Here is a 22,204-nt window from a genome sequence, read left to right as displayed (position 1 = left end):
AATTTTTGTTTTTATCTTTTTAAAGCGTTCTTGTCTCACAACCATTGCAGCGGTCCGCAAATGGATAGTCTATGTAACCGGCAGCGCCGCCACCAAAAAATGTAGCCCGGTTAGCTTCGTTGAGAGGCAAGTCGTATTTTAACCGGTAAGGCAGGTCCGGGTTGGCGATAAAAGGCCTGCCGAAGGACACAAGGTCTGCCCATCCTTTTTCAATGGCTTCCTGCGCCCGGTTCCGGGTATACTTCCCGGTATAGATCAGCGTACCGCGGAAAGCTTTCCTGTAAGCCTCTTTGAATGCTACCGGCATCACCGGCGCATCGTCCCAATCCGCTTCTGCGATATGGATATAGGCGATGCCGATTTTATCCAACACTTTTGCCGCTTCGATATAGGTAATTTCCGGGGTATCATCCTGTGCACCCATCAGGGTGGTTAGCGGGGCCTGACGTACGCCAACACGGTCTGCGCCAATGGCATCGGCTACTGCCTGCACTACTTCTCCCAGAAAACGCAGCCGGTTTTGAATGCTGCCGCCATATTCGTCGGTTCTCAGATTCGTCTGGGAATCGATGAACTGCTCTATCAGATAACCGTTGGCACCGTGAAGCTCCACGCCATCGAAGCCTGCTTCGATCGCATTGCGGGCTGCCTGGGCATAGTCCTGAACAATCTGTTTAATTTCAGGGATCGTGAGTTCCCGGGGCATGGAATGCTGCACCATACTGCCCACGCCTGCATCAGGTCCTTTGCCGGCTTCGTCCAGAAAAACCTTTACACCTTCAGCAAGCAGCGCTGACGGGGCAACAGGGGCTGCGCCATCTTGTTGAAGTGACACATGAGACACCCGCCCTACATGCCAGAGTTGCGCAAATATGATCCCGCCTTTCTCATGCACTGCTTTTGTAACTTTCTTCCATCCTTCAATCTGCGCATGGGTGTATATACCCGGCGTCCAGGCGTATCCTTGTCCCTGCCGGCTAATCTGCGTGCCTTCGGAGATGATTAAACCTGCAGACGCACGCTGTGCATAATATTCTGCCATCAGCGGGGTAGCCACTTCGCCTGCCCCTGCCCGGGATCTTGTCATGGGCGGCATAACGATCCTGTTGGTCAGTGTAAAATTTCCAAGTTGATATGATTCAAAAAGCATAATATTCTCGTTTTCTATTTTGTCAATTTGTTTCGTCTACCGGATCGCTACCGGGTTGATATTTACCTGGGTAGAGCCTACATAAAGGGGTTGCCCCAGTACGAAGAGGAACTCCCAGACCTTATCACGCACCAGTGCCCGGCTATCAATCAGTTCCAGGTTGTAGATGCCTTTTTTGGCGAGCATGAACTGGTTAACAGGAAACTCGTCTTTGCTGCCGGGATTGGGATACACCTCGGAAGCCCAGGTGTCGCCACCAAAGGCTACAATACCTTGTGCAGCCAGCCATTCGGCTGCTTCCATTCCAATGCCGGGTTCTACTTCCAAAAACTGCTTGTTGTCTTTACCTATAAGTTCCAGCCAGCCGGTATTAAACAGCACCACGTCGCCCTTGCGCAGGGTCAACCCCTGTTTTTGCAGTACCGCCCTGATGTCCGCCACCGTGATCTCGGTGCCGCCCGGAACAATGTCTTTACCATAATAGGTAGTCATATCTAATAATACTCCCCGGGTAACGATCGGCGGCACCTTTTCAATACCGAGCTTTTTTACGCCTTCCACAGTCACAAAATTGGCAGCCTTGTTCCCATTGTAATACACATTGTCTATACCGATGTGGCCAATGCCGTTGAGCTGAGTGCCTACACCGGTCCATGCGTTGACCAGTTCGTCATTAAAGCTGAACTTGTTGGGACCAAGTGTTTTGCCGGCCTGTTCTCCCGGCTGGATATTATAGAGGTTAAAACTGCGGTGACGGAATGCAGGAAGGTGTTTATCTACTGGTACCGCCAGTGGGTAGGTCTTTCCCGTTTTTACCAGTTGGGCAGCCTGCAACACTACATCCGGAGTGAGTAAATTGACCGCACCAATCTCGTCGCCTGCTCCATAGGCAGATGGGTACCAGTTTGCGGTGGTATCTTTGGCTTTTTGGGCAAAGGCAGGAGACAGACCGAACAACACAGCTCCCGTAATCGCCGCTATCCTGGAAATGCGATTGGATTTCATAAATTATAATTTTGAAAGTTGAGTATTAATAAATTGCAACTCGTCAGCAGCAAGGGTAAAGTCCATTGCTCCCGCGTTGGAGATAGCTTGTTCTGCATTACGGGCGCCGGCTAATACTACGGTAATGCCTTTTTGTAAGGATGTCCAGCGAAGCACTAATTGCGCCACAGTGGCATTTTTACTTTGTGCCAGCGGTTGAATTTTCCCAATCAGGGCTTTTACTTTCTCAGGATCGAATTGACCAAAGTAGCCGTTGCGGTGATCATCTGCCTTCAATTTTGCATCAGCGAAGTATTTACCGGAAAGCAGTCCACGCTCCAGTGGGCTGTAAGCGATAATGCCGATGTTGTGGTCCGTAGTATAGGGCACCAGGTCTTTTTCGATAGCACGATTGAGCATGCTGTAGGCTACCTGGTTGGAGGCTATGGAGATCGTTTTCGCAGCTTCTTCCAGTTGAGACACACTATAGTTGCTCACGCCGGCAGCTCTTATTTTACCCTGTCTGATCAGGGCTGCAAGCGCTTCCATGGTTTCATCGATGGGGGTAGATCCATCGGGCCAATGTATTTGCAGCAGATCAATATAATCAGTTCTGAGCCGCACCAGGCTTTCTTCTACCTCCTTGATCACGTTCGCTTTGGAGGCGTATTTATATACTGAAACCTCCTTGCCGTTATCAGTCAAATCAAAGAAGTGTTCGCCTTTACCTTTGTTGGAACCATCCCATACCAGGCCAAACTTGGTGAGAATCTGTACCTTTGTACGGTCACGGCCCTGCAGGGCTTCCCCGATAATTTCTTCACTGAGACCAAAGCCATAGAAAGGCGCTGTATCCAGGGTTGTCACGCCACTCTCGATAGAGGCATGGATAGCGTCGATGGAGTTCTTCCGTTCATTGCCACCCCACATGGTCCCGCCAATGGCAAAAGCGCCATACGTAATGGCCGAGAGAGATAATTCACTACTTCCTAATTTTCTATATTCCATAGCTAAAGTGTTTTTTGATTTTGATAACGCAAAACTCCGCCGATCTTTAGTATTATCAAAATAACCTAACTTATAGTTTTCTATTATTAAAATGATAGAACATTGCATACTTTTACATTATTAAAATAATAGAACATGACCATTAATCTGGAGTGGTTACGCACCTTTAGGGCCATTTACGAAACAGGCACACTGACTAGTGCTGCGGAGAGCCTGTTCATCTCCCAGCCGGGGGTGAGCCTGCATCTGAACTCGCTGGAAAACTTTACCGGTTACAAATTATTTGACCGCTCCGCCAAGCGGATGGTCCCCACTGAACGAGGTAAGGCGCTGTATAATTTTATCCTGGAACCTTTGGATAAACTACAATCGGTAGAACAGCTTTTTGGCAGAAGTTCCCAGGCCGACCGTTCTACTATCAGTCTGGGCATGTGCTTTGAAACATTTCAGTATACCCTGGAAGAACATATTGCCAGGCTACCCTTTAACCTGATCATCAAATTTGGCGATTATCCGCAAATGATCCATGATCTGGACAAGGGTGTGCTAGATCTGATCGTTACCCCGCACAAGGGCGACCAGAAGAACCTGGAATACGAAGCCTTCTCCAAAGAGCGGATCGTACTGGTCTGCGGATCGAAGCTGGATAGTAAACCTTTCCGCAAAGCCATCAAAGACAAAAATTTGAAAGAGGCCGCGACATGGCTGAAGAAGCAAATGTGGTATAGCACGGCTGCCGACATGGAACATATGAAGCGATTCTGGCAGCTAAACTTCAAATATCATATTGATTTTAAACCTAACTACATTGTGCCCAACATCAGTTCCATTGTCCGTTGTCTGCGTAATGAAAAAGGGGTTTCAGTGATTCCCGATTTCCTGTGCCGGGAGGAGATGCGTTCAGGTGAGTTGCATCTGCTTTGGGAGGGAAACAATATCATCGAAAACACGCTTTTCTTTGGCATCCGAAAAAAGACGATTTACGCCAAAGAGGTTGACCAGGTTAAAAGTATTTTTAAACAGCGTATGAAGTAAGCTCAGGTACCGGGGCCTGACAACTTAGTATAATGGTTTCCTATCGCATATGCAAAAATGCAATTCCACTAGCCGTTACCAATGCAATAATGTTTTTGTGTAACAAACCCAATTGTCAGCCAGGGCAGCTTATACCAAGGCAATATGATTACCTGTTACCAACTTTCCAATGAATCAAGATATCTTCGTCCGAAATCGGAGTCCGGTCTCTCCTGGTAAACCCTTCTAACAATAACTGGTATTGTTTTACCAGCTGCCCGGAATACATTTGACTACCCGGGATAAAAAAGATACCACGATCTTTGCAATAGGCTTGCAAATAATTGTGGTTCCCATCCCTTTCAGGCATACTATGACAAAAAACCATCTTGCAATTCGTGATGAGTTCTTCAAACATAAACACCTGTAGGAAATCCGGGCTGGAAGAAATTGGCGTCAACCAACAAATCATAAGGACCCTCAAAATGTTCCAAATGATCAATACCAAGCTCTCTTCTTTTTTCCTCCACTTTTTGGGCATTCCGACCGTGGATAAACATCGTGTAACCGGTATAATTAGTATTGTTATGGCTTTCGATAATCTGAAGAGGAGCAGTGAATATCATACCGCCTTCATCAAAATCATAATATCCTTGCCCATACCCCATTTGCCATCTATAGATGCTTTGTAGGAAATTGCATAAAATCCCATCAAAAATGGCTTTCCTTGTAAAGCATGACCTGCGATCATTTGCGAGTTTTCAACCATGCTTATAAGCGAATGTTTGGGATTGGGTAATCTCAACATACGATGCAACTCTGATATAGAGTTAATTTTATATGGTACATTTTCGTTTGTCATAGAAAGAAAATCAATTAGACTGCTTCAAAAAGCAATGTGAAAAATGATCAGATTCATTATTTGTTCCTTCAGAAGTCACCGCCAAAGTTCGTTTAAAAAATATAGATTGAAGTTTCCAAACTGAGTTGGGTTGTATCCAAAATGACGGTTAGCGATAATAGTATAGAAATACCGTCTGCTGATGGAGCAATACAAGCAGGTGTATTTGATTTTGAACAGGATAATGCCGGCATGAGCCATACCCAAAAAATCGTTAAGTTTAAATATTCCATCATTTTGAAGTGATTGTTTCAGAAATAGTTTTATATTTGCCCAATTATGGCAAGAAGTGTAGAATTTAATGAAGAAGAAGCTATCCAAAAAGCGATGAACGTTTTTTGGGAAAAGGGCTATAACGGCGCTTCTCTCCGGGACCTTACCGACGCCATGAAGATCAATAGCAGTAGTTTATATAATACCATAGGTGATAAGCATGAGTTATTTATTCGCTGTGTTAAGTACTATACGGATATAAGGAAAAGGGATTTGGACAGGCGGCTCAAAAGCCATAAATCATCCTTTGAGGTATTGGTTGAGTATATCAACGAGTCAGTTGAATCCATCATCGGCAAAGAAAATAGCTGTATGGCTATCAAGACTGCTTTTGAGGTGGCCACCAATGATCAAAGGGTAAAGGACATCCTTAAAGCAGATAGTGATTATGCTTACCGGTTCTTACATTCTTTAATTTCAAAGTCAATAGAGGAGGGTAAAATTTCAAAGAAAGAAGACCCTGAACTGCTTGCTGATTACTTTATCAGTACGTGGACCGGCTGGAATGAAGCCTACCTCTTGCATAAAGACCCTGTCAAAATCAGAAAGATGGGGCAGTATTTTATCAAACTTATATCTGGATAAAATTTTTTTGTCATATTCTGAAATGATCATTTCAGAATATGAAGCGCACCCTTATTTTAAAACAATTGCTTCAAAATAAAACAAACATGGAAATTTCAACAAATCAATTCACAAGCCTCAACGGTAAGACCGCCCTTGTAACAGGGGGAACAAAAGGGATAGGCCGTGCCATTGCGGATAAACTGGCACAGCAAGGCGCACAGGTTATTGTTACGGCAAGAACACATCCAAATGAGGATGACTTACTGCACCATTTTATTGCAGCAGACTTGACCAAACCGGAGGATACTACCGGGCTGGCGGAACAGATTTCCGAAAAATTTGGCAGTATTGACATCCTTATCAACAATGTAGGTGGGCTTAAGGCTCCTTCTGGAGGCTTTAGCACCCTGACAGACGGGCATTGGGAAAGTGAACTGCAATTGAACCTTCTTTCTGCCATCCGTTTAGACAGGGTTTTACTGCCCACAATGATTGAACGGCAAAGCGGGGTCATTATTCACATTTCATCTGTTGCTGCCAGGCAACCTTTATGGAATTTGAACATGGCTTATGCGGTTTCCAAGGCTGCTTTGAACAGCTACAGCAAGTCCCTTGCAAATGAGTTAGCATCCAAAGGCATACGCGTGCTAACTGTAGCACCGGGTGCAACGAAAACACCTCCGATGGAAAAATTCGTTGCTGACTACGCTGCATCTGCAGGCATCTCAGTGGACGAAGGATTTCAGCAATTGCTTGCCCAGGTGGGCGGCATACCGATGGGAAGGATGGCGGAGCCGGAAGAAGTAGCATCGCTGGTTTACTTCCTGGTGTCGCCGGCCGCAGCCTACCTGACCGGAACAATTTATGCAATTGATGGCGGTTCCCTGCCTGTGGTATAACCTTTCGGTATTTTTAAAACCCCTTCGGAAAATGCCTGGAGGGGTTTATTTTCCAATTTCAGCCGCTAAGCTCCTATTTCACGTTTTGCAAAAAATCGACTATAACTTTGGTGAGGTATTCAGGTCGTTCTTGTTGCACCCAGTGACCCGCACCGTCAATGATATGAAAGCTCCGCATTTGTGTGCAGGCCCCCTGCTGCATCTTCTCTAGTGCGCCTGGCGGACGAAATCTTGCCCAATCGGCGATCCCTGAAATAAAACAAGAAGGCACATCTATTGTGTGACCCGAAAAAAGTTCGAGGTCAGACCTGTTTAATCCGTTGGTAGTGCAACGGTACCAATTTAAAGCACCCTGGAAACCAGTACGATTAAGCTCCTGTGTATAGACATCGAGTTCGCTGTCCGGTAGCCATTTACAAGCGGATATTTCCTTCGGCGAGGGCATGTCAGCAGCTACTACTTCCGGCATTGTTTTATCAAGATCCAAAACATAATAAGCCGGCTGCTTAGCAAGTTCCTCCGCCAGGCCCGAGGTAAGTGGAAACGGCTTATTTTGGCTCCAGTCGGCACTCTTTACGTGAAAGTAAGCCCGCAGGAAATCGTGCAGGCCCTGCCTGCAGTTCAGCATCTCACTATTGGCGCCACGTGACGAGAAATAGGTAGTACTGTCCTTACGGGGCCTTGGTAATGACGCCAGGGGATCTTGTACAGATTGTTGCTGTTGTAGATTTGGCACAGTTTGTTCTCCAACGCCAAAAGGCAAAGGTGGCACACCTCCGAAGGGACAACTTAGCAGAACAACTGACCGAAAAAAGTCCGGTCTTACGAGCGCACAATAGGCTGCTACTATCGCGCCAATATCGTGTCCGACGATAGTGTAAACAGAATCATGTCCCATAGCCATCATCAAACCGAGGGCATCGCGGGAAAGCTCATGTGTCCTGAAAGAGGCAAAATTTCCATCATAACTATTGTCCCATCCCGTTGTGCGGCCGTAGCCCCGAAGATCAGGAGCGATCACATTGTAACCCGCAGCGGCCAATGGCAACATTACCTTTCGCCAACTGTAGGCAAGTTCAGGAAATCCATGCAACAGAAGTATAACAGGGCGTTTTGGTGTGTCAAAACCGGCTTCCAATACATGCACGGTCAGTCCGTTGACTCCGGTTACGTACCGCTCCCGTATACCTGCCGGCAGTTCCATGTCCTTTAATTGATCTTTCGTTTTCATGTTTGTACTTTTTTCTGCCAATACCTCCAGAGGGCGGATCAAAGCCGTTCCCAGAGCAGTAAGCGCAGTATTTTTTACAAAATTTCTGCGTTTCATAGAAGGATGATTAATGTGTTAAAAGGGCCAATTCCACTGTCTCTGTCTTTAAAGAAACGCACGCGGCACAGTCGGCCACAATATTAAATGCCATAATATTGCGGCTGAATTCTAAAGCAAAATTGGGCATTAATCAAAGATGGGGCATTAGCGTAATTATGCCTTTTATTGGCTTAATTATGTCTGGATCGGTAAACGAGGGGAGTTTCGTTTGTAATAGTCTTGAAAAAACGATTGAAAGAGGCTGGATCGGGGAAATCCAAACGATAAGCAATTTCAGAAACGGAATTATTTGTATACAACAATAGTGATTTAGCTTCTTGTAATATCATTTCTTTTATAACTTCCGAAGCGGTCTTTCCTGTGCTTTTCTTTACTGTTTTGTTTAGGTGATTGGAGCTGACTCCTAACATTTTCGCATAATCATCAACAAGCCTTTTATTAAGGTAATGTTGAGTAACTAATTCCCTGAAACGGCTAATTAATTTGTAAGAGTCCTGAAGAGCAGATTCGGCATTACCAATGCTTTGGCGCTCATAGCTTCTTTTGGCCTCAAGCAGCAATAAATACACATACATTTTAATAGCTTTGTCACGGCCGGTCTTTTGATGCTGCAATTCATCATTTATTCTCATGACCAGTGCAAGCATAATTTCCAGCTCTTCAATCGCAATTTGGAATACAGGCGTACCGGAATTATCGTAGAACGGAAACTCATCTGCGATTTTTATTGATGGAATAATATCACTTAAAAATTCCGGATTAAAGAATACATAGTAGCCTGATGCATCGTCAGAAAAATCACTGGTAGAAAATGTCTGGTTAGGGAAAGTAAATGCCAGGGTACCTGGCCGATGAGTATATTGATCAAGCCCTATACGCATATTAAGCGACCCGGTAATAGTAATGGTAAGTCGGTAAAATTCAGATTTTAAGGGCCCCTTCGATCGGACCATCCCATCACTGGAATAAATTTCAAATCCTTCAATTATTTTAGAAGCATCCGGCACGTTATGCCCAAAAGCTGATCCGGAACTAATTTGCCGATGGATATGCCTGAAATTTTTTAAATTATATTTTGGAATATCCGTTAAACCATTCTTCATTGCTTATCAATAAGGGATGATACAAAACATTTTTGTGCCTAAGATCGGAGCACATAAATGTACGCAAAATTCACAAGGTTAAACGAGTGGCAGTTCGTTTTCCTGAAAAGGGTATCTTGAAAGATTTCGATCCGGGTATGAGTTGGGCGGTATGTTTTTGAACTGAAATCTGGTAGGTTTTTTAACCGTTAAATGCAGTTAAACCAGTCCGGGAAATAAGCTATCCATAGAGCCAGCAGCTCAATATGAACAGAAGATCACCCCTCCCGGAAAAAGGCTGGGGAAATAAAATCGGTTAAAACTGGTAGTAAATGGTAAGGCAATGACGGCTGCTGCCAGGTAAAGTGTAACAAAGTGAACTAAATTTAGTCCTTAGGCTCCCATAATTGAATTTTATTTCCCTCAATATCTAAAATGTGTACAAACTTTCCATAATCATATGTTTCGATTTTGTCTACTATAGTGACGTTCGCTTTCTTTAACTCTTCAACTAAAGCCTCCAGATTTTCTACTCTATAATTGATCAGTATCAAATCCCAAATGTGTTTTGTACCATTCGTTAATTGCCTTGGGGTAAAGCTATATTGGCTGAAAATAATATTTCCTTTTCGAACTTATTGATAGAGGATTTCCAACAAGTGTGGGAATACTGCAAACAGCGTGGCATTCCTGAATAGATCACAATACGGTGAAAAGGAGTTTCTATTCCTTTCGCCGTATCTACTTTCATTCTGTACTTTATTAGAGTGTAAGTTGCGAAGTAAAGGCATATCTTATCAAGCCCGGTTTTAAGGTTCAATAGTTCGGTACTTTTTTCAAAAAACTACCGAACTATTGACAATCAATCTTCTGTTTTTATTTTCAGGAAGTGTTGTTGGATTTTCACCGCTTCGTCCAGTGATTGCTGAATGTATCCGATTTTTGCTATCGCTTCGGGAGTAGATGCTCTTTTTTGAACTTCTTCGGGATTGGTAAAATCAACTTCTTCAATACGTTGATTAATCCACCACAAATTTCCAAAAGGGTCTAAAACTCTGCAAACCTTTTCGCCAAACCAAAGCGTTGTAATATCTGTTACAGATGTAGCTCCAGATGCCAACGCTCTTTGATATGATTTGTCGATATCTTCTACATACAAATTCAAAAAAACCGGCGTTGGTGCCCAACCTTCTCTTGCATCAAACAGCAGCAATATGGCATCTCCTATTTTAATAACTGCGTGGATAACGCTTCCTTCTTCGTTTTTGATAATGCTGTTTGGAATTTCTTCAGCATCAAATGCTTCTTTCAGAAACTCAATTAACTTCTCCGTTGATGGAGAAATAACCCAGGGCGTAACAGCAGAATAATTTTCGGGAACTATTTTGATTTTTTCAGCTTCTTTGTTATACATAATTTTAAGATTATAACACAAAGCTAAAAACGGGTTGTGACAACCTTATGTCAGGGGTCTGAAAAATTATTTTTCCTGTAATTTTCCAGGTATTGCTGAAGGCTGATTTTGTGTGGCGTAAATGTATCTTCCGTGATTTGCAGTTTTTTTATTCTATCGAACCGAAACAGCCGAAAATCTTTTCTGGTACGGCACCAGGCAATTAAATACCAATTCTCTCCTACTTTATTAATAACGGCAAAAGGTTCAATGCTTCTTTGTGCAATTTCATCTTTTTGTGCAGCGTGATACTCAATTTTAATTACATAGAAATTGGTAATTGCATTTTGAACAACAGACAGGAGGTTGCTCTCTTGATAATTATTATTTGAGGCTTACCAAAAATCAATTCGCCTGGAAAGTAATTCAACATTATCTTTTGTATCGTTCCGCAATACAGATTTTATTTTTGTAACAGCCTTACCATAATTTTTTATAAGAGAAATGTCTTTATTTGTCAATACCAGTTTTTCAGCAGTTATCAAAGCATTTGCTTCATCCTCTGTCAGCATTACCGGCGGCAATTTATAGCCCTCCATAAGCGTATAGCCTTTTCCTTCTTCTGTTATAATTGGAACTCCTGCTTGCTCTAATGTTTTTATATCCCGATATATTGTGCGTACACTCACTCCTAATTTTTCTCCAAATTCAGGTGCAGTAAATAACCGCTTTGATTGTAACAGTGTCAATAAAGCGATTAATCTTGAAAGCCTGGATGTTTCTGTATCAACCATTAACTTTAATTTTAAGATAGAAGTCTTTGAAAATTATATCCAATGGCAAAATTATACGATTCGTATGAAAAATTGTCGGCGTCTGGTTGAGCTTATATTCTATTTTGGCAAATGCGACAGCCCCCTTTTATCACTTCAAAATCTTTTTGGTTACAAATTCATTAAAAAAGAAGTCCCTGTAAATATTGCCAATCGGTATTTCGTTCTTTCCTATGTATATAGTATTATTATCCACTGAATTTATTTTATTTACATTGATTATATAAGATTTGCTAACTCTGACAAAGAAGTTTTTTGGAAGCAAATCATTAATAGTTTTAATATTCATCAGCGTAATCACCTTTTGATTTTCTAAATAAATAACCACATAGTCTTTTAAGCCTTCGATAAAAAGAATGTCACTAAAATGTACTTTGAACATTCTGCGGTCTGCCCTTACGAAAATATAATCATCGGTTATGTTTTCTATATTACTGTTTATATAATCATTATGAAATAATTTGCAATACGTCTGTGCCTTTTCAACTGCTTTTTGAAAGCGTTCTAATTTTACAGGTTTGATTAAATAGTCAATAGCGTCGACTTCATAACTCTCAGAAGCAAATTCATGAAAAGCGGTAGTAAATACCACTAAAGTTTTTTTAGGAATAGTTCTGGCAAATTCAATTCCATTCACGCCCGGCATTTGAATATCAAGAAACACTAAATCAACAGCATTTTTTGCCAGGAATTCCCTTGTAGCATCTGCTCCATTAAATGAGGCTATAGACTCCAGATTTTCTGTCTGATAAACCAGCTTCTGGATTGCTTTTCTTGCTAATGGTTCGTCATCAACTATTATGCAGTTCATTTTAGTATTTTAAAGTTAAGGTAATGCAGTACGTTTCCGAATTGTCTTCTATTTTCAAATCATGCGAAGAAGGAAACAGGAGTTCCAATCTTCTTTTAATATTGGCCAGGCCTAATCCTCCAGATTTATTAACTGCTTTTACAGCGGGTTTTGAGTTGATGCATTTGAAAAAAATCTCAGCATGGCGAACATCGAAAAACAAATTTACATAGGATAATTTCGCTGAGTCATTATTGTGTTTTACAGCATTTTCGACAAATGAAATAAATAATAAGGGCGGAACCTGAACACCGCTCAATCCACCTTCTTTTGATATTAAGAAATTAAAATTATCCCGTCTAACTTTTTCCAGGTTTAAAAAATCTTCTAAAAAATGGATTTCTGAAGTTAATAAAACTTTATCTCTCGAGCTGTCATAGAGCTGATAACGAAGTAGGTCACTTAGTTTCACCAAAACCTGCGAAGCTTTTTTAGGATCATCCTCAATCAAAACATTGGCATTATTAAGCATATTAAAAAGGAAATGCGGATTGATCTGATTTTTGAGTTGCTCCAGTTCGGTATTAGTTTTTGCCAGGTCCAGATCATGAATCAGCTGCGCATCAGATATCCACTGCTGGAATAATTTAACTGCTGCCGATGCAATAATAAGCATCATTACCATAAAGGAAAAGGTAAAAAAGTTGATATTGTCATCCTCGTAAGGCAGTAAATCAGGTTTAAAATAAAAGGAAAAAACTTCATGAACGTAAAACCAAAGAATTATGCTCACAAACACAAAAAGACCATAACTCAGGTATTTTTTTCTAAACAAAAATTTAGGCACAGAAAAATACATATTACCGTAGGCCAATAAAATTATCTGAAAAAAAATGACCAGTCGATTATAGGTTTCGAAAGGTTCGACATAGTCCGCCGGACTGTAATACAAAACAACAATACAAAATACGATCGTTAACAAATGACGTTGAAATCGGTATTTTTCTGAAATGGTCAACTGGATCATCCAATTGCCATCCATGGTTCTTCTGTGTAAAGTTTTATTCATAAACCCATTTTAGGTTTCTGGCAAATGTAGCAATACGCAAAGAATATAAATCTTTACTATACAAAAGCGCTTTAATTATATACCAAAATATGATTTAAAGATGGTAAACCTCTTCTAAAAGCTGAATAATAACATACAAGCCCCAAAAGATATTTCAATCCACACTTCTCCAAAAACGTTTAACAAATAGAAGCCGTTACCCCAAAGATGGCAGGTTCTGATCGCGAAACTAAGGTCTCCATCTAATTAGAAATAGTGTCTTTTGAAAATAAGGCTTCTTACGCTTAAATCTTAGTGTGCGATTTATTTTACTAGATGTAAAGGCTACTTTAATATATAAAGTAAGGCATTTTGTATATATAAAATATGCGGAGTCAACAAAAATATACTTTAGCCGAAAATATCAATATTTAACGCTATCCCTTAGTAAATGAAAGCAGAATCTATATCCTTTCCGGTACTTTTTTTTGCCATTGTAGTCCAGGCATATTCGCAGGAGAAAGTTACCCTTAGCGGCACAATATCTAATAAGTCCAATGACTTCACAGGAAACAGACTTTATTCAACTTGCTGGCGATGTAGCCGATCAGCAACGCTTGCATCCTGGAAAGTGATGTTGGTCAGGTTATCTGGTGATTTATCAAACAGGTTTGTAAAAAAAACTCGTAATGTACAATGAATGTAAAAGTTATTAATAATTATTCTAAACTCAAACCATGTTTATTTTCTGTGCCCATATCCTTGTTAGCCGCAATTACTTTATTTTTACACCACAAGGGTTCTTTACATACTGATAAATATATACAGATTCAAAAGGATAATTTCTTTTTTATTAATTATAATTTAGGCCAATTCCCGGACATCATCTATAATCTTACCCAATTAGGGGATGCTTCAATTATTTTGTCTCTTTTAAGTATTTTCATTTTGTATGCGCCTAAAATATGGGAGTCATTAATATCGGCATCGCTGGCTTCTCTTGTATTTTCTGTCGGTTTAAAAAATATATTTCGGGTGCCAAGACCTGCTGTGGTGTTTGATAATAATTGTTTTGTCATCATCGGAAAAACAGCTGTTGGGTATGCCAGTTTACCCTCTGGACACTCAATTACAGTCTTCACAACTTTTACTGTTTTGTTGTTTGCATTTATGCCCGAAAAGTTGCCCTATAAAATTTTATGGGTTCTTCTTACAATCATAACAGGACTAATTATTGCGTTTACAAGGGTAGGCGTAGGAGCGCATTATCCGCTAGACGTTATTATTGGCAGTATTATCGGATATATCTCGGGACTGACAGGAATCTTTATCAGCCGGAAATATAAAATCTGGGCCTGGGTGAACAATAAAAAATACTATCCGATTTTTATTTTATTAATACTGGCTTGTTGTGTGTCATTAATCAGCCGGATAATAGATAAAAATTTGATAATATTTTATTTTGTATTAACTTGCGCAATTGTTCCGTTATATAAACTGGTTTATGCGTTTATTAAAAGATAATATAAAAATCGTTCACTTTTCTTTATTAATAGGTTGTCTTAACTTCTTATTCTTTCATTTTCCCTTTTTCAAATTTGTTTTTAATAATGTTGATTATAAAAGTTTTAACGGCATTACCATTATTACTTGTTTTATTATTCTAATGCTGGTTGCAAATTCTTTTGCCTTTTTTTTGATTTTCTTTCTATTACGCTTTGTAGGAAAAATTATCCTGGCATTATTCTTTATTTTCAGCGCAATTGCAGTTTACTTTATTAATACTTACGGGGTTATAATAGATGCAGAAATGATGGGTAATGTGCAAAATACCAATTATGCTGAGGCATCTGGTTTTTTTTCCATAAAATTACTACTCTATATAATTCTGCTTGGTATTATACCTGCCATTATTATCATTAAAGCCAAAATACTACGTGTAACATTCAAGCGATTTTTAGTCATCGCTTTAGCTAGTTTATTATTTATGTTAACTGTAGTATTTGCCAATTCCCAAAATTGGTTGTGGGTTGATAAAAATTCAAAAGTATTAGGTGGGCTTGCAATGCCATGGAGTTACACAGTAAATCTTTCTCTGTTTTTTGTACATAAACACCAGGAAAATGAAAAAGAAATATTATTGCCAGATGCTACCATAAAAGATAACCAGAAATCGGTTGTTGTGTTAGTGATAGGAGAATCCGCCAGAAGTGAAAATTTTTCTTTATACGGGTACAGTAAAAATACAAATCCACTTCTTTCAAAAACCCCTGGTGTATTTCATTTTAATGCTACCTCTTGCGCCACCTACACTACTGCAGGTGTAAAGTGTATTTTAGAACATAAAAATACAGGCGAGTTGTATGAGATCTTGCCCAATTATTTATATAGAAATGGCGTAGAGGTTGTCTGGAGAACCACAAACTGGGGAGAACCACCCGTTCATATAAAAAATTACCTGAACAAAGAGGCGCTGATGAAAGATTGTAAAGGCGATAGATGCGATTACGATGAAGTTCTTTTGAATAACCTGAAAGAGCAAATAGCAGCAAGTACAAAAAACAAGGTATTGATAATATTGCACACAAGTACAAGTCATGGACCTGAGTATAGCAAAAAATATCCGCCTCAGTTCGAAACTTTTAAGCCAGTCTGTAATAGCGTTGAATTAGCAAAATGTTCTAATACAGAACTGGTCAACGCTTATGACAATACGATTGGTTATACCGACTATATTTTATACAATGTGATTGAAGATTTAAAACAATTAAAGGAATATAAAAGTGCAATGATTTTTGTTTCCGACCATGGCGAGTCTTTAGGAGAAAAAAATCTATACATGCATGGTATGCCTTTAAGCCTGGCGCCGAAACAACAATATGACATTCCTTTTATAGTTTGGACATCTGATAACAGTTTAAAACAACTGAAGCCAGAAAGTCCATTGTCACAAGACTATGTATTTCACAGTATTTTAAATTTTTTGGGCATACAAAGTCCTGTTTATAATGAGGAATTGAACATTTTTAAATAGCGGACGACTATGATGAATTCTGGTTGACGTGGAAGGTAACCTATCCGCTTTTCCAAAATACTGTGTTAGACATTCCAAAGCCGTCTTTTCTTCCCCCTTCAATTCTCTTAAACGGAAGTGTACCACTGTCCCTGTACTTTTGTAGTCTACCTGAAGAAATACCCAACATTTCTTTAACCTGGTAAGATTTCAGCCACTTGTGTGGGGACTTTGGCGTGTTTAAACCAGAGAGGAGAGATTCGATTTTAGCAAGTAATTCTACTTCAAATGCTTCAAGGTGCTTAAGGGTTACAATCTGGTCAATTCAAATACCGTCTTCTTTGCCACGTTGAAGTTTTTCAACCATCACATTTTTCATTTTCAGAATATTTGTCTATTAACAATCAAATTCATTGTGCTAAGTATTGTTTAGCTCAATTTCACATAAGAGACAAGTATAAGTGTGCGGGGGACTTTTTCTTGTTTTACTAATCAAAACACAATGGTAACAAATTTCTGGGGTAGAATTATACACCTGTATAAAAATTGATCAGGATTGTATTAAAATGATCTGGATTATATATTGGTTAACGGAGAAATTACTTTCGATAGTAGTAGCACCAAATTTGTACAGCTCGTTTAAAATAAATGAAAATGCCTCAGCAATGTGAGGCATTCAGAAAATATTATTTTGCTTTTAGCAGTTCAATAGGAAAAGGATGTTCCTTTAATCTGCGCTTAGCCTGCTCTATCTTTTTTATAATAAAAGGGCTATTGCGTACCGCATCTTCTGGAATGCTCGATTTACCTACTATTGGCTTTTCCCTTTTTTCAAGGAATTTTGAAATTTTTGCAGACATAATTTCTTCCTTTTGATCAAATTTAAACTTTTTTTCTGGTAACCAAAAACGCTTCATAGTTCTTTCCTGATTCAAATAGCTGCCACTTTTCGTCTATATATCCATAAATATTGAGAATCCCTTCTATTTCCTTTTTATTGTTATTGATGGCTATCTGGTACAATCTTGTGCGTGCTGGCGTGCTACCCTCTGCATATATCGCTATGTGCTCCATTGCAGCTACCATATCAATTACTGTACTTGCAACGGTTGCTAATATTTTATCCCGGTCATTATTATCTGTTCGTGAAAGATCATTTATTACATTATTGTTTTCATCCCAATCACCAAAAGCAAGGTTATATACTTGTGATCCATCTATCCATCTACCAATTTTATAATAATCGACCGTTTTTTTTACTGTACCATTTGGCCCCTTACTCTCAAAGTCAAATCTGGCAGTCGTTTCATTTAATATATAAGGATACTTCTCTTTTTTCATAGTTATACAAATGTAGGTCGTGATACAACTCGGATTCTATTCATTCTTGTTCATTTTTTGCTGTAACATCGCCATATCCATCGCTACTTTGCTCTGTGTTACCTTCGCATAAATCATTGTTGTACTCAACTTCGTATGACCTAACATTTTACTGATCGATTCTATAGACACACCATTCATTAAGGTAATTGTAGTTGCAAACGTGTGCCTGGCAAGGTGAAACGTCAGGTGCTTTTTTATCTCACAGATCTCGCTGATTATTTTAAGACCTCTATTTATATTTTGATTTGTAGTGGTTTGGAAAATATACTCCGAGGATTGATTGTATATATCCAATATAGATATTGCCTGTTTGAGTAATGGTACGTAAACTGTCGTACCAGTTTTTGCTCTGGATGTCCTGATCCACTTCATTCCATCATTAGCGTTAAATATATTCTCTGGTTTCAGACTTAATAAAGTCGCAAATGCTAATCCTGTGTAACAACTGAAAAAGAAACAGCTGCTTTATCATCTCATTTTCAAATTCCTTATTCTCTATAGACTTCAACTCTTCCAGACTCAGAAAATCCTGCTCCTTATGCTTAAATTTCAACTTATATAATTCAAACGGGTTTTTATCTACCCATTCATTATCCTTCGCCCATTTCATTATTTTCTTCAGGCGCTCCATATGCTTCATAGCCCCATTATTGGTGCATTGATCATGCTCCATCAGTTACTGGGTCCTTACATAATGCTCAAAACCCGTGATAAACTCAAAAGTCAGCTTCCTGAGCAACAGATCATTTGTACCATAATGTTTTTTAATAAACAGCTGTAAATAGCTCGCAGTAGTGTAGTAGTTTTTCATAGTCCCTTGGGCAAGTGTGTATTTCGGGGAAGCTGACCAGTGGTCCGGTATCATGACCACCTTTATAACATAATAATATTCCTGCCGGAGGCAGGCCCATCCATAAGAAGATGTCGATTTATTACAAAAGTAATAAAGTCCCACTATTTGCTTTTCAATTTTCGCATGGATTCTCCCCGAAGTTCAATTCTATGCGCTTTATGAACAAGTCTGTCAAGTATTGCGTCTGCTATAGTACTTTCACCGATAACTTCATACCATACATTTACAGGCAACTGTGATGCGATAATCGTTGAACGACGGCCATGCCTATCTTCAATAATTTCCATCAATGTATTGCGATTATGATTGTCTAACGGCTGCAAAGCAAAATCATCCAGGATCAGAAGATCAAACTTCTCAATTTTATTGATCTCTTTGATATAAGATCCGTCACCTTTTGACATTTTCAATCTTGAGAAGAGCTTCTGTGTGTTAAAGTACAGTACCCTGTATCCTAATTGGCAAGCCTGGTGGCCGAGTGCTGATGCGATGTAACTTTTACCCACACCAGAGGCTCCTGTTATTAGAAGGTCTTCCTTCTTTTGAATAAAGACACCTTCAGCAAGTCGTAGGAGCTGCGTTCGGTCGAGGTTTCTGCTCTTATCAAAATCTATTTCTTCGACGCTTGCCTGGTAGCGGAACTTTGCACCTTTCATAGAACGATTGATCTTTCTGTTTTCTCTATTTTCCCATTCTGCCTGTACAAGCAAATGGATTAGTTCATCGTGTGTAAGAGAATCAGGGCGCTTATTTGCCAATACTGCAGTATAGGCCTGTTGCATTCCATAGAGCTTCATTTGGCCCAATTGCTGTTTAATAATTTCTTGCATAAATATTTAGTTTAAAACTTATTGGAAGTGATCCTTACCTCGGATATTATTATGAAGTGGCAGTTTTCTCTGTTGTTCTTCCAGTTCTTGTTCAAATAACATTTCTAATCCTCCATCCAAGATTTTCTTTATCGTTTTATAATTATATATCTGGTAATAGCTTGCACGTTCAACAGCCTTTATCAATCTTTCTTTACCAGTTTTCTTTGCCAACGTTAAAATACCTAAACAGCTCTTATAAGCCTGTTCAGGATATACTCTCTGCTCCAGGATTTCTTCCAGATATAACCTTACCTGAGGAGCAATACTATCGGCCCATGACAGGAACTTTTCCGGATTCCAGTCATTTACAAATTGATGAGTGGATGGTAAGTGATCTCCTATAGTTGTATATGTATAAGGTTGGTAACTTCTGGTGTGGTAGGCTATTCTTTCTGCTTTAAAGAATATGTGTACATGATCTTTTGAGTATATAATTTTAACCTCTTTACCGATGAAGCGATATGGTGTACTATAATAATGTTTCTCAAGCTGCACATGGCAGTTCTTCATTACTTTGGCGACTTTATACTGTTTAAACTGGTAGGTTTCTACGGGTAATGGTGACAGACATTTCAATTCTGACAGTTCAAATTTCTTCCTTCGACTTATTCCCTCTTTTTGTAATAATTCATTGTTATGTCGCTCCAGCAGTTCGTGAATAGCAGTATTTAATTCCTTCAGATCAAAGAAGTTCTTATTCCTTAATGGCGCGTAGACTCTTTTATACATGATGTTTACAGCACTCTCCACAACCGCTTTGTCCTTTGGTCGCCTGCTCCTGGTCGGATAGATCGTTGTTTGGTAATGGTTTCCAAAATCAAGAAAGTTTTCATTAATCTCCGGCTCATAGTTGTCCGCTGATGTCACAGCAGATTTCAAATTATCTGTAATTAAAGCCCTTGGTACACCTCCGAGATAACTTAATGCATTAGCTGTAGCGTGTAAAAAGTCTTCCTTTCTTTGAGTGTAAAGGGCCTCAATGTATGTTAACTGACTATAACCAAGGATCGCGATATAAACTTCCACATCTGTAACTAAACCATCTTCATAGTTTATGAGACGTAGCTTTTTACCTGCGAAGTCAATGAAAAGCTTATCACCTGGCTGATGTTCAAGATGCATAGTCGCCCCCCTATGTTCTAACCATTCACGATAGTACTCGCAAAATTGTGTATATGCATAGCCATCGGGATAACGGGCCTTATACTCGCCCCATAAAATCCAGCGCGTTACTCCCGTTCGCTTCAACTCCTGTTCAATCCAGACAAACATCCCTTCGAGTTGTTCATATCTGGATTTGCTTACTACCGTAGGTTCAGCAAAAAGCCGCTCCAATTGATGGTCTTCCATTGAAGCTAATTCTTCAATGTTTAAACCCTTTAATTGAGCTAAACGAATATACTTTTTTACAGTATTACGAGAGGTAGACATAGCTCTGGCAATGGCTTCCAGCGCCATTCCATTCCTTCGATGCAAAAAGATTTGCTTTAGCTTAATCATGCTGATAGTTTCTCCTGACATCTTCCGGGGGATTTTATACCCCAAAACAAATAAACTCATGGAAACTACGGGTGGTCAATATGCCGTAACGGCATATTGACCACCTGGCAGGATAAATTATTTATGTCGTTCCGGCATGTTGACCCCTCTAGAGTAATGATAATCAATATGATAATATAAGAGTCTAATTACGGTGCTGGTCAAGATAGCGGACTGGTGGTCAACAGGATTCGAAATTCACAGGCAAGAACCGATTTCATAATCTTGTTGTGGTGATCAATGAGCCACATTAAAGAATGCTGCTCTTTAGGTTTATCATAATTCAAAAATGCCTGCTTCACCATATCCGCACTTATTGCCTCATCTCCCAAACGTAACTGCTGATAATGCCTTACCAGCTTTCCCCTCATTTCTTCCAGATAACTGTTAATCCTTTTTAATTCATCCGTTTTAGGTTTTGCACAACCGCTGTCATAATTCTAGCTGTTTGCAGCGATCTCCTGCTTAGCCCCTACCTCGCTGATAGTTCCGTTTACTACTACCCGGGCATAAATGTAGTTTTCCCGCTTTTCATCCGGCGCAACACAAAGTGCCCCCCAAAGGAATCTTTTCTTTCCATTAAAATCATTTTTACGTGTTAAAAATCAATTACACCAAAAGCTCACTCACAAGCCACGAAAAATGAAATTGAAATCATATCAAACAACCCCGATTAATTCGACATAATTAAATAAAGATCAATCATTTGCACGCTATTCCGTGAATCACGAATATAATTCACAAAACGATTCACCTTTTAACTCACGAACAAATCGATATCGATTCACCTAAACTACACCCCAAAAACACAAAAGGCACATAAAACCTGCGTTTTACGTGCCTTAACTACGTCGGGACGACTGGACAGATTTCTAACCTGCTGATACGGGATTTAAAGGCTTTAAGTGAATTTGCAAGCCTTAATGAAGGATTGATAAGAATAGGTTGATCATTTAATTTAAATGACAAAATGGCAATTTGGGTGTACGAGGAAAAGCCTGGCAATTTAAGCAGGTGAAATTCCTGTTTAAAAAAGAGGATAGCTACCTCACTCTTCCAGCCGGATCGCCGAACTGCTTCCGCAAAATATAATCTTTAAAGCAGTGTTAATTGAATGAATTTCTATATTCAAGCGGAGATGTTTTGGTATAGTTCTTAAACAGTCTCTGAAACGATTGTGGGTAATCGAACCCTAAGGAATAAGCTATTTCACTAACCGACAGATCGGTTGTTGAAAGCATTTCTTTTGCACGTTCAATGATTTTATTTTGA

The 22,204-nt window shown here is 39.7% G+C and carries 21 protein-coding genes and 1 pseudogene; 5 read left to right on the top strand and 17 right to left on the bottom strand.

Translation table 11 applies throughout. From position 1 onward, the window contains the following. Positions 1 to 19: 19 nt before the first annotated feature. From ABDW16_RS16680 to ABDW16_RS16670, 3 genes are read right to left on the bottom strand one after another with little or no spacing between them, the layout of a single operon-like run. Positions 20 to 1,150, bottom strand: a complete 1,131-nt coding sequence (locus ABDW16_RS16680) for an alkene reductase (protein ID WP_343671208.1) — start codon at positions 1,148 to 1,150, stop codon at positions 20 to 22. A 36-nt stretch (positions 1,151 to 1,186) separates the two neighbouring features. Beyond that, positions 1,187 to 2,155 (bottom strand): cyclase family protein, encoded by a 969-nt coding sequence (locus ABDW16_RS16675; protein WP_343671207.1) that lies wholly within the window; start codon positions 2,153 to 2,155, stop codon positions 1,187 to 1,189. A 3-nt stretch (positions 2,156 to 2,158) separates the two neighbouring features. Continuing rightward, on the bottom strand, positions 2,159 to 3,142 hold the full coding sequence (locus ABDW16_RS16670; RefSeq protein ID WP_343671206.1) for an aldo/keto reductase: 984 nt from the start codon (positions 3,140 to 3,142) through the stop codon (positions 2,159 to 2,161). A 135-nt stretch (positions 3,143 to 3,277) separates the two neighbouring features. Between ABDW16_RS16670 and ABDW16_RS16665 the strand changes: the two genes are divergently transcribed. Further along, positions 3,278 to 4,177 (top strand): LysR family transcriptional regulator, encoded by a 900-nt coding sequence (locus ABDW16_RS16665; protein WP_343671204.1) that lies wholly within the window; start codon positions 3,278 to 3,280, stop codon positions 4,175 to 4,177. Between the two features lie 601 nt (positions 4,178 to 4,778). Here the strand turns inward: ABDW16_RS16665 and ABDW16_RS16660 are convergent. Then, positions 4,779 to 5,018: a hypothetical protein gene (locus ABDW16_RS16660; protein ID WP_343671202.1), complete on the bottom strand. Its 240-nt coding sequence runs from the start codon at positions 5,016 to 5,018 to the stop codon at positions 4,779 to 4,781. 318 nt (positions 5,019 to 5,336) lie between these two features. On the opposite strand from ABDW16_RS16660, the gene ABDW16_RS16655 reads away from it, so the two are divergent. Both ABDW16_RS16655 and ABDW16_RS16650 read left to right on the top strand, forming a co-directional pair. After that, positions 5,337 to 5,915 (top strand): TetR/AcrR family transcriptional regulator, encoded by a 579-nt coding sequence (locus tag ABDW16_RS16655; protein WP_343671201.1) that lies wholly within the window; start codon positions 5,337 to 5,339, stop codon positions 5,913 to 5,915. A gap of 86 nt (positions 5,916 to 6,001) precedes the next feature. Beyond that, positions 6,002 to 6,796, top strand: coding sequence for an SDR family oxidoreductase (locus ABDW16_RS16650; RefSeq protein ID WP_343671200.1), 795 nt, complete (start codon positions 6,002 to 6,004; stop codon positions 6,794 to 6,796). Between the two features lie 73 nt (positions 6,797 to 6,869). On the opposite strand, the gene ABDW16_RS16645 is transcribed toward ABDW16_RS16650, so the two are convergent. The 7 genes from ABDW16_RS16645 to ABDW16_RS16615 form a co-directional block, all read right to left on the bottom strand. Further along, complete coding sequence (locus ABDW16_RS16645) at positions 6,870 to 8,123, bottom strand: alpha/beta hydrolase (protein ID WP_343671198.1); 1,254 nt, start codon at positions 8,121 to 8,123, stop codon at positions 6,870 to 6,872. Positions 8,124 to 8,296: 173 nt separating this feature from the next. Continuing rightward, positions 8,297 to 9,229, bottom strand: coding sequence for a helix-turn-helix domain-containing protein (locus ABDW16_RS16640; protein ID WP_343671196.1), 933 nt, complete (start codon positions 9,227 to 9,229; stop codon positions 8,297 to 8,299). Between the two features lie 365 nt (positions 9,230 to 9,594). Next, positions 9,595 to 9,825 (bottom strand): VOC family protein, encoded by a 231-nt coding sequence (locus ABDW16_RS16635; RefSeq protein ID WP_343671290.1) that lies wholly within the window; start codon positions 9,823 to 9,825, stop codon positions 9,595 to 9,597. A gap of 245 nt (positions 9,826 to 10,070) precedes the next feature. Beyond that, positions 10,071 to 10,622 carry a VOC family protein gene (locus tag ABDW16_RS16630; protein WP_343671195.1) on the bottom strand — a complete coding sequence of 184 codons (552 nt, stop codon included), beginning with the start codon at positions 10,620 to 10,622 and terminating at the stop codon, positions 10,071 to 10,073. A 374-nt stretch (positions 10,623 to 10,996) separates the two neighbouring features. Next, positions 10,997 to 11,395, bottom strand: coding sequence for an HTH domain-containing protein (locus ABDW16_RS16625; protein WP_343671193.1), 399 nt, complete (start codon positions 11,393 to 11,395; stop codon positions 10,997 to 10,999). 130 nt (positions 11,396 to 11,525) lie between these two features. After that, the gene (locus tag ABDW16_RS16620) at positions 11,526 to 12,245 is read right to left on the bottom strand and encodes a LytTR family DNA-binding domain-containing protein (RefSeq protein WP_343671192.1); all 720 of its coding nucleotides are present in this window, start codon (positions 12,243 to 12,245) and stop codon (positions 11,526 to 11,528) included. A 1-nt stretch (position 12,246) separates the two neighbouring features. After that, complete coding sequence (locus tag ABDW16_RS16615; RefSeq protein WP_343671190.1) at positions 12,247 to 13,293, bottom strand: histidine kinase; 1,047 nt, start codon at positions 13,291 to 13,293, stop codon at positions 12,247 to 12,249. A gap of 675 nt (positions 13,294 to 13,968) precedes the next feature. Here ABDW16_RS16615 and ABDW16_RS16610 point away from each other — a divergent pair. Then, the gene (locus tag ABDW16_RS16610; RefSeq protein ID WP_343671188.1) at positions 13,969 to 14,796 is read left to right on the top strand and encodes a phosphatase PAP2 family protein; all 828 of its coding nucleotides are present in this window, start codon (positions 13,969 to 13,971) and stop codon (positions 14,794 to 14,796) included. Further along, positions 14,777 to 16,306, top strand: a complete 1,530-nt coding sequence (gene eptA, locus ABDW16_RS16605) for a phosphoethanolamine--lipid A transferase EptA (RefSeq protein WP_343671186.1) — start codon at positions 14,777 to 14,779, stop codon at positions 16,304 to 16,306. The genes ABDW16_RS16610 and eptA overlap by 20 nt, the downstream gene beginning before the upstream one ends. Before the next feature lie 665 nt (positions 16,307 to 16,971). Here the strand turns inward: eptA and ABDW16_RS16600 are convergent. From ABDW16_RS16600 to ABDW16_RS16575, 6 genes and pseudogenes are all read right to left on the bottom strand, one after another. Next, a complete protein-coding gene (locus tag ABDW16_RS16600) occupies positions 16,972 to 17,202 on the bottom strand; it encodes a hypothetical protein (RefSeq protein WP_343671185.1) in 231 nt (76 codons plus the stop codon). Next, positions 17,168 to 17,626 (bottom strand): hypothetical protein, encoded by a 459-nt coding sequence (locus tag ABDW16_RS16595; protein WP_343671184.1) that lies wholly within the window; start codon positions 17,624 to 17,626, stop codon positions 17,168 to 17,170. The genes ABDW16_RS16600 and ABDW16_RS16595 overlap by 35 nt, the downstream gene beginning before the upstream one ends. A 427-nt stretch (positions 17,627 to 18,053) precedes the next feature. Further along, positions 18,054 to 18,533, bottom strand: a pseudogene (locus ABDW16_RS16590) (phage integrase SAM-like domain-containing protein). 89 nt (positions 18,534 to 18,622) lie between these two features. Next, complete coding sequence (istB, locus tag ABDW16_RS16585; protein WP_343671183.1) at positions 18,623 to 19,351, bottom strand: IS21-like element helper ATPase IstB; 729 nt, start codon at positions 19,349 to 19,351, stop codon at positions 18,623 to 18,625. A gap of 18 nt (positions 19,352 to 19,369) precedes the next feature. Next, on the bottom strand, positions 19,370 to 20,914 hold the full coding sequence (gene istA, locus ABDW16_RS16580) for an IS21 family transposase (protein WP_343671182.1): 1,545 nt from the start codon (positions 20,912 to 20,914) through the stop codon (positions 19,370 to 19,372). A gap of 1,124 nt (positions 20,915 to 22,038) precedes the next feature. After that, on the bottom strand, positions 22,039 to 22,204 hold a 166-nt coding region (locus tag ABDW16_RS16575), incomplete at its 5' end, for a helix-turn-helix domain-containing protein (protein WP_343671288.1).

This window comes from Chitinophaga sp. (assembly GCF_039596135.1).
GTDB lineage: Bacteria > Bacteroidota > Bacteroidia > Chitinophagales > Chitinophagaceae > Chitinophaga.
Note: the sequence above shows the minus strand (reverse complement) of the source record. Positions and strands in the feature narration are given on the sequence as shown.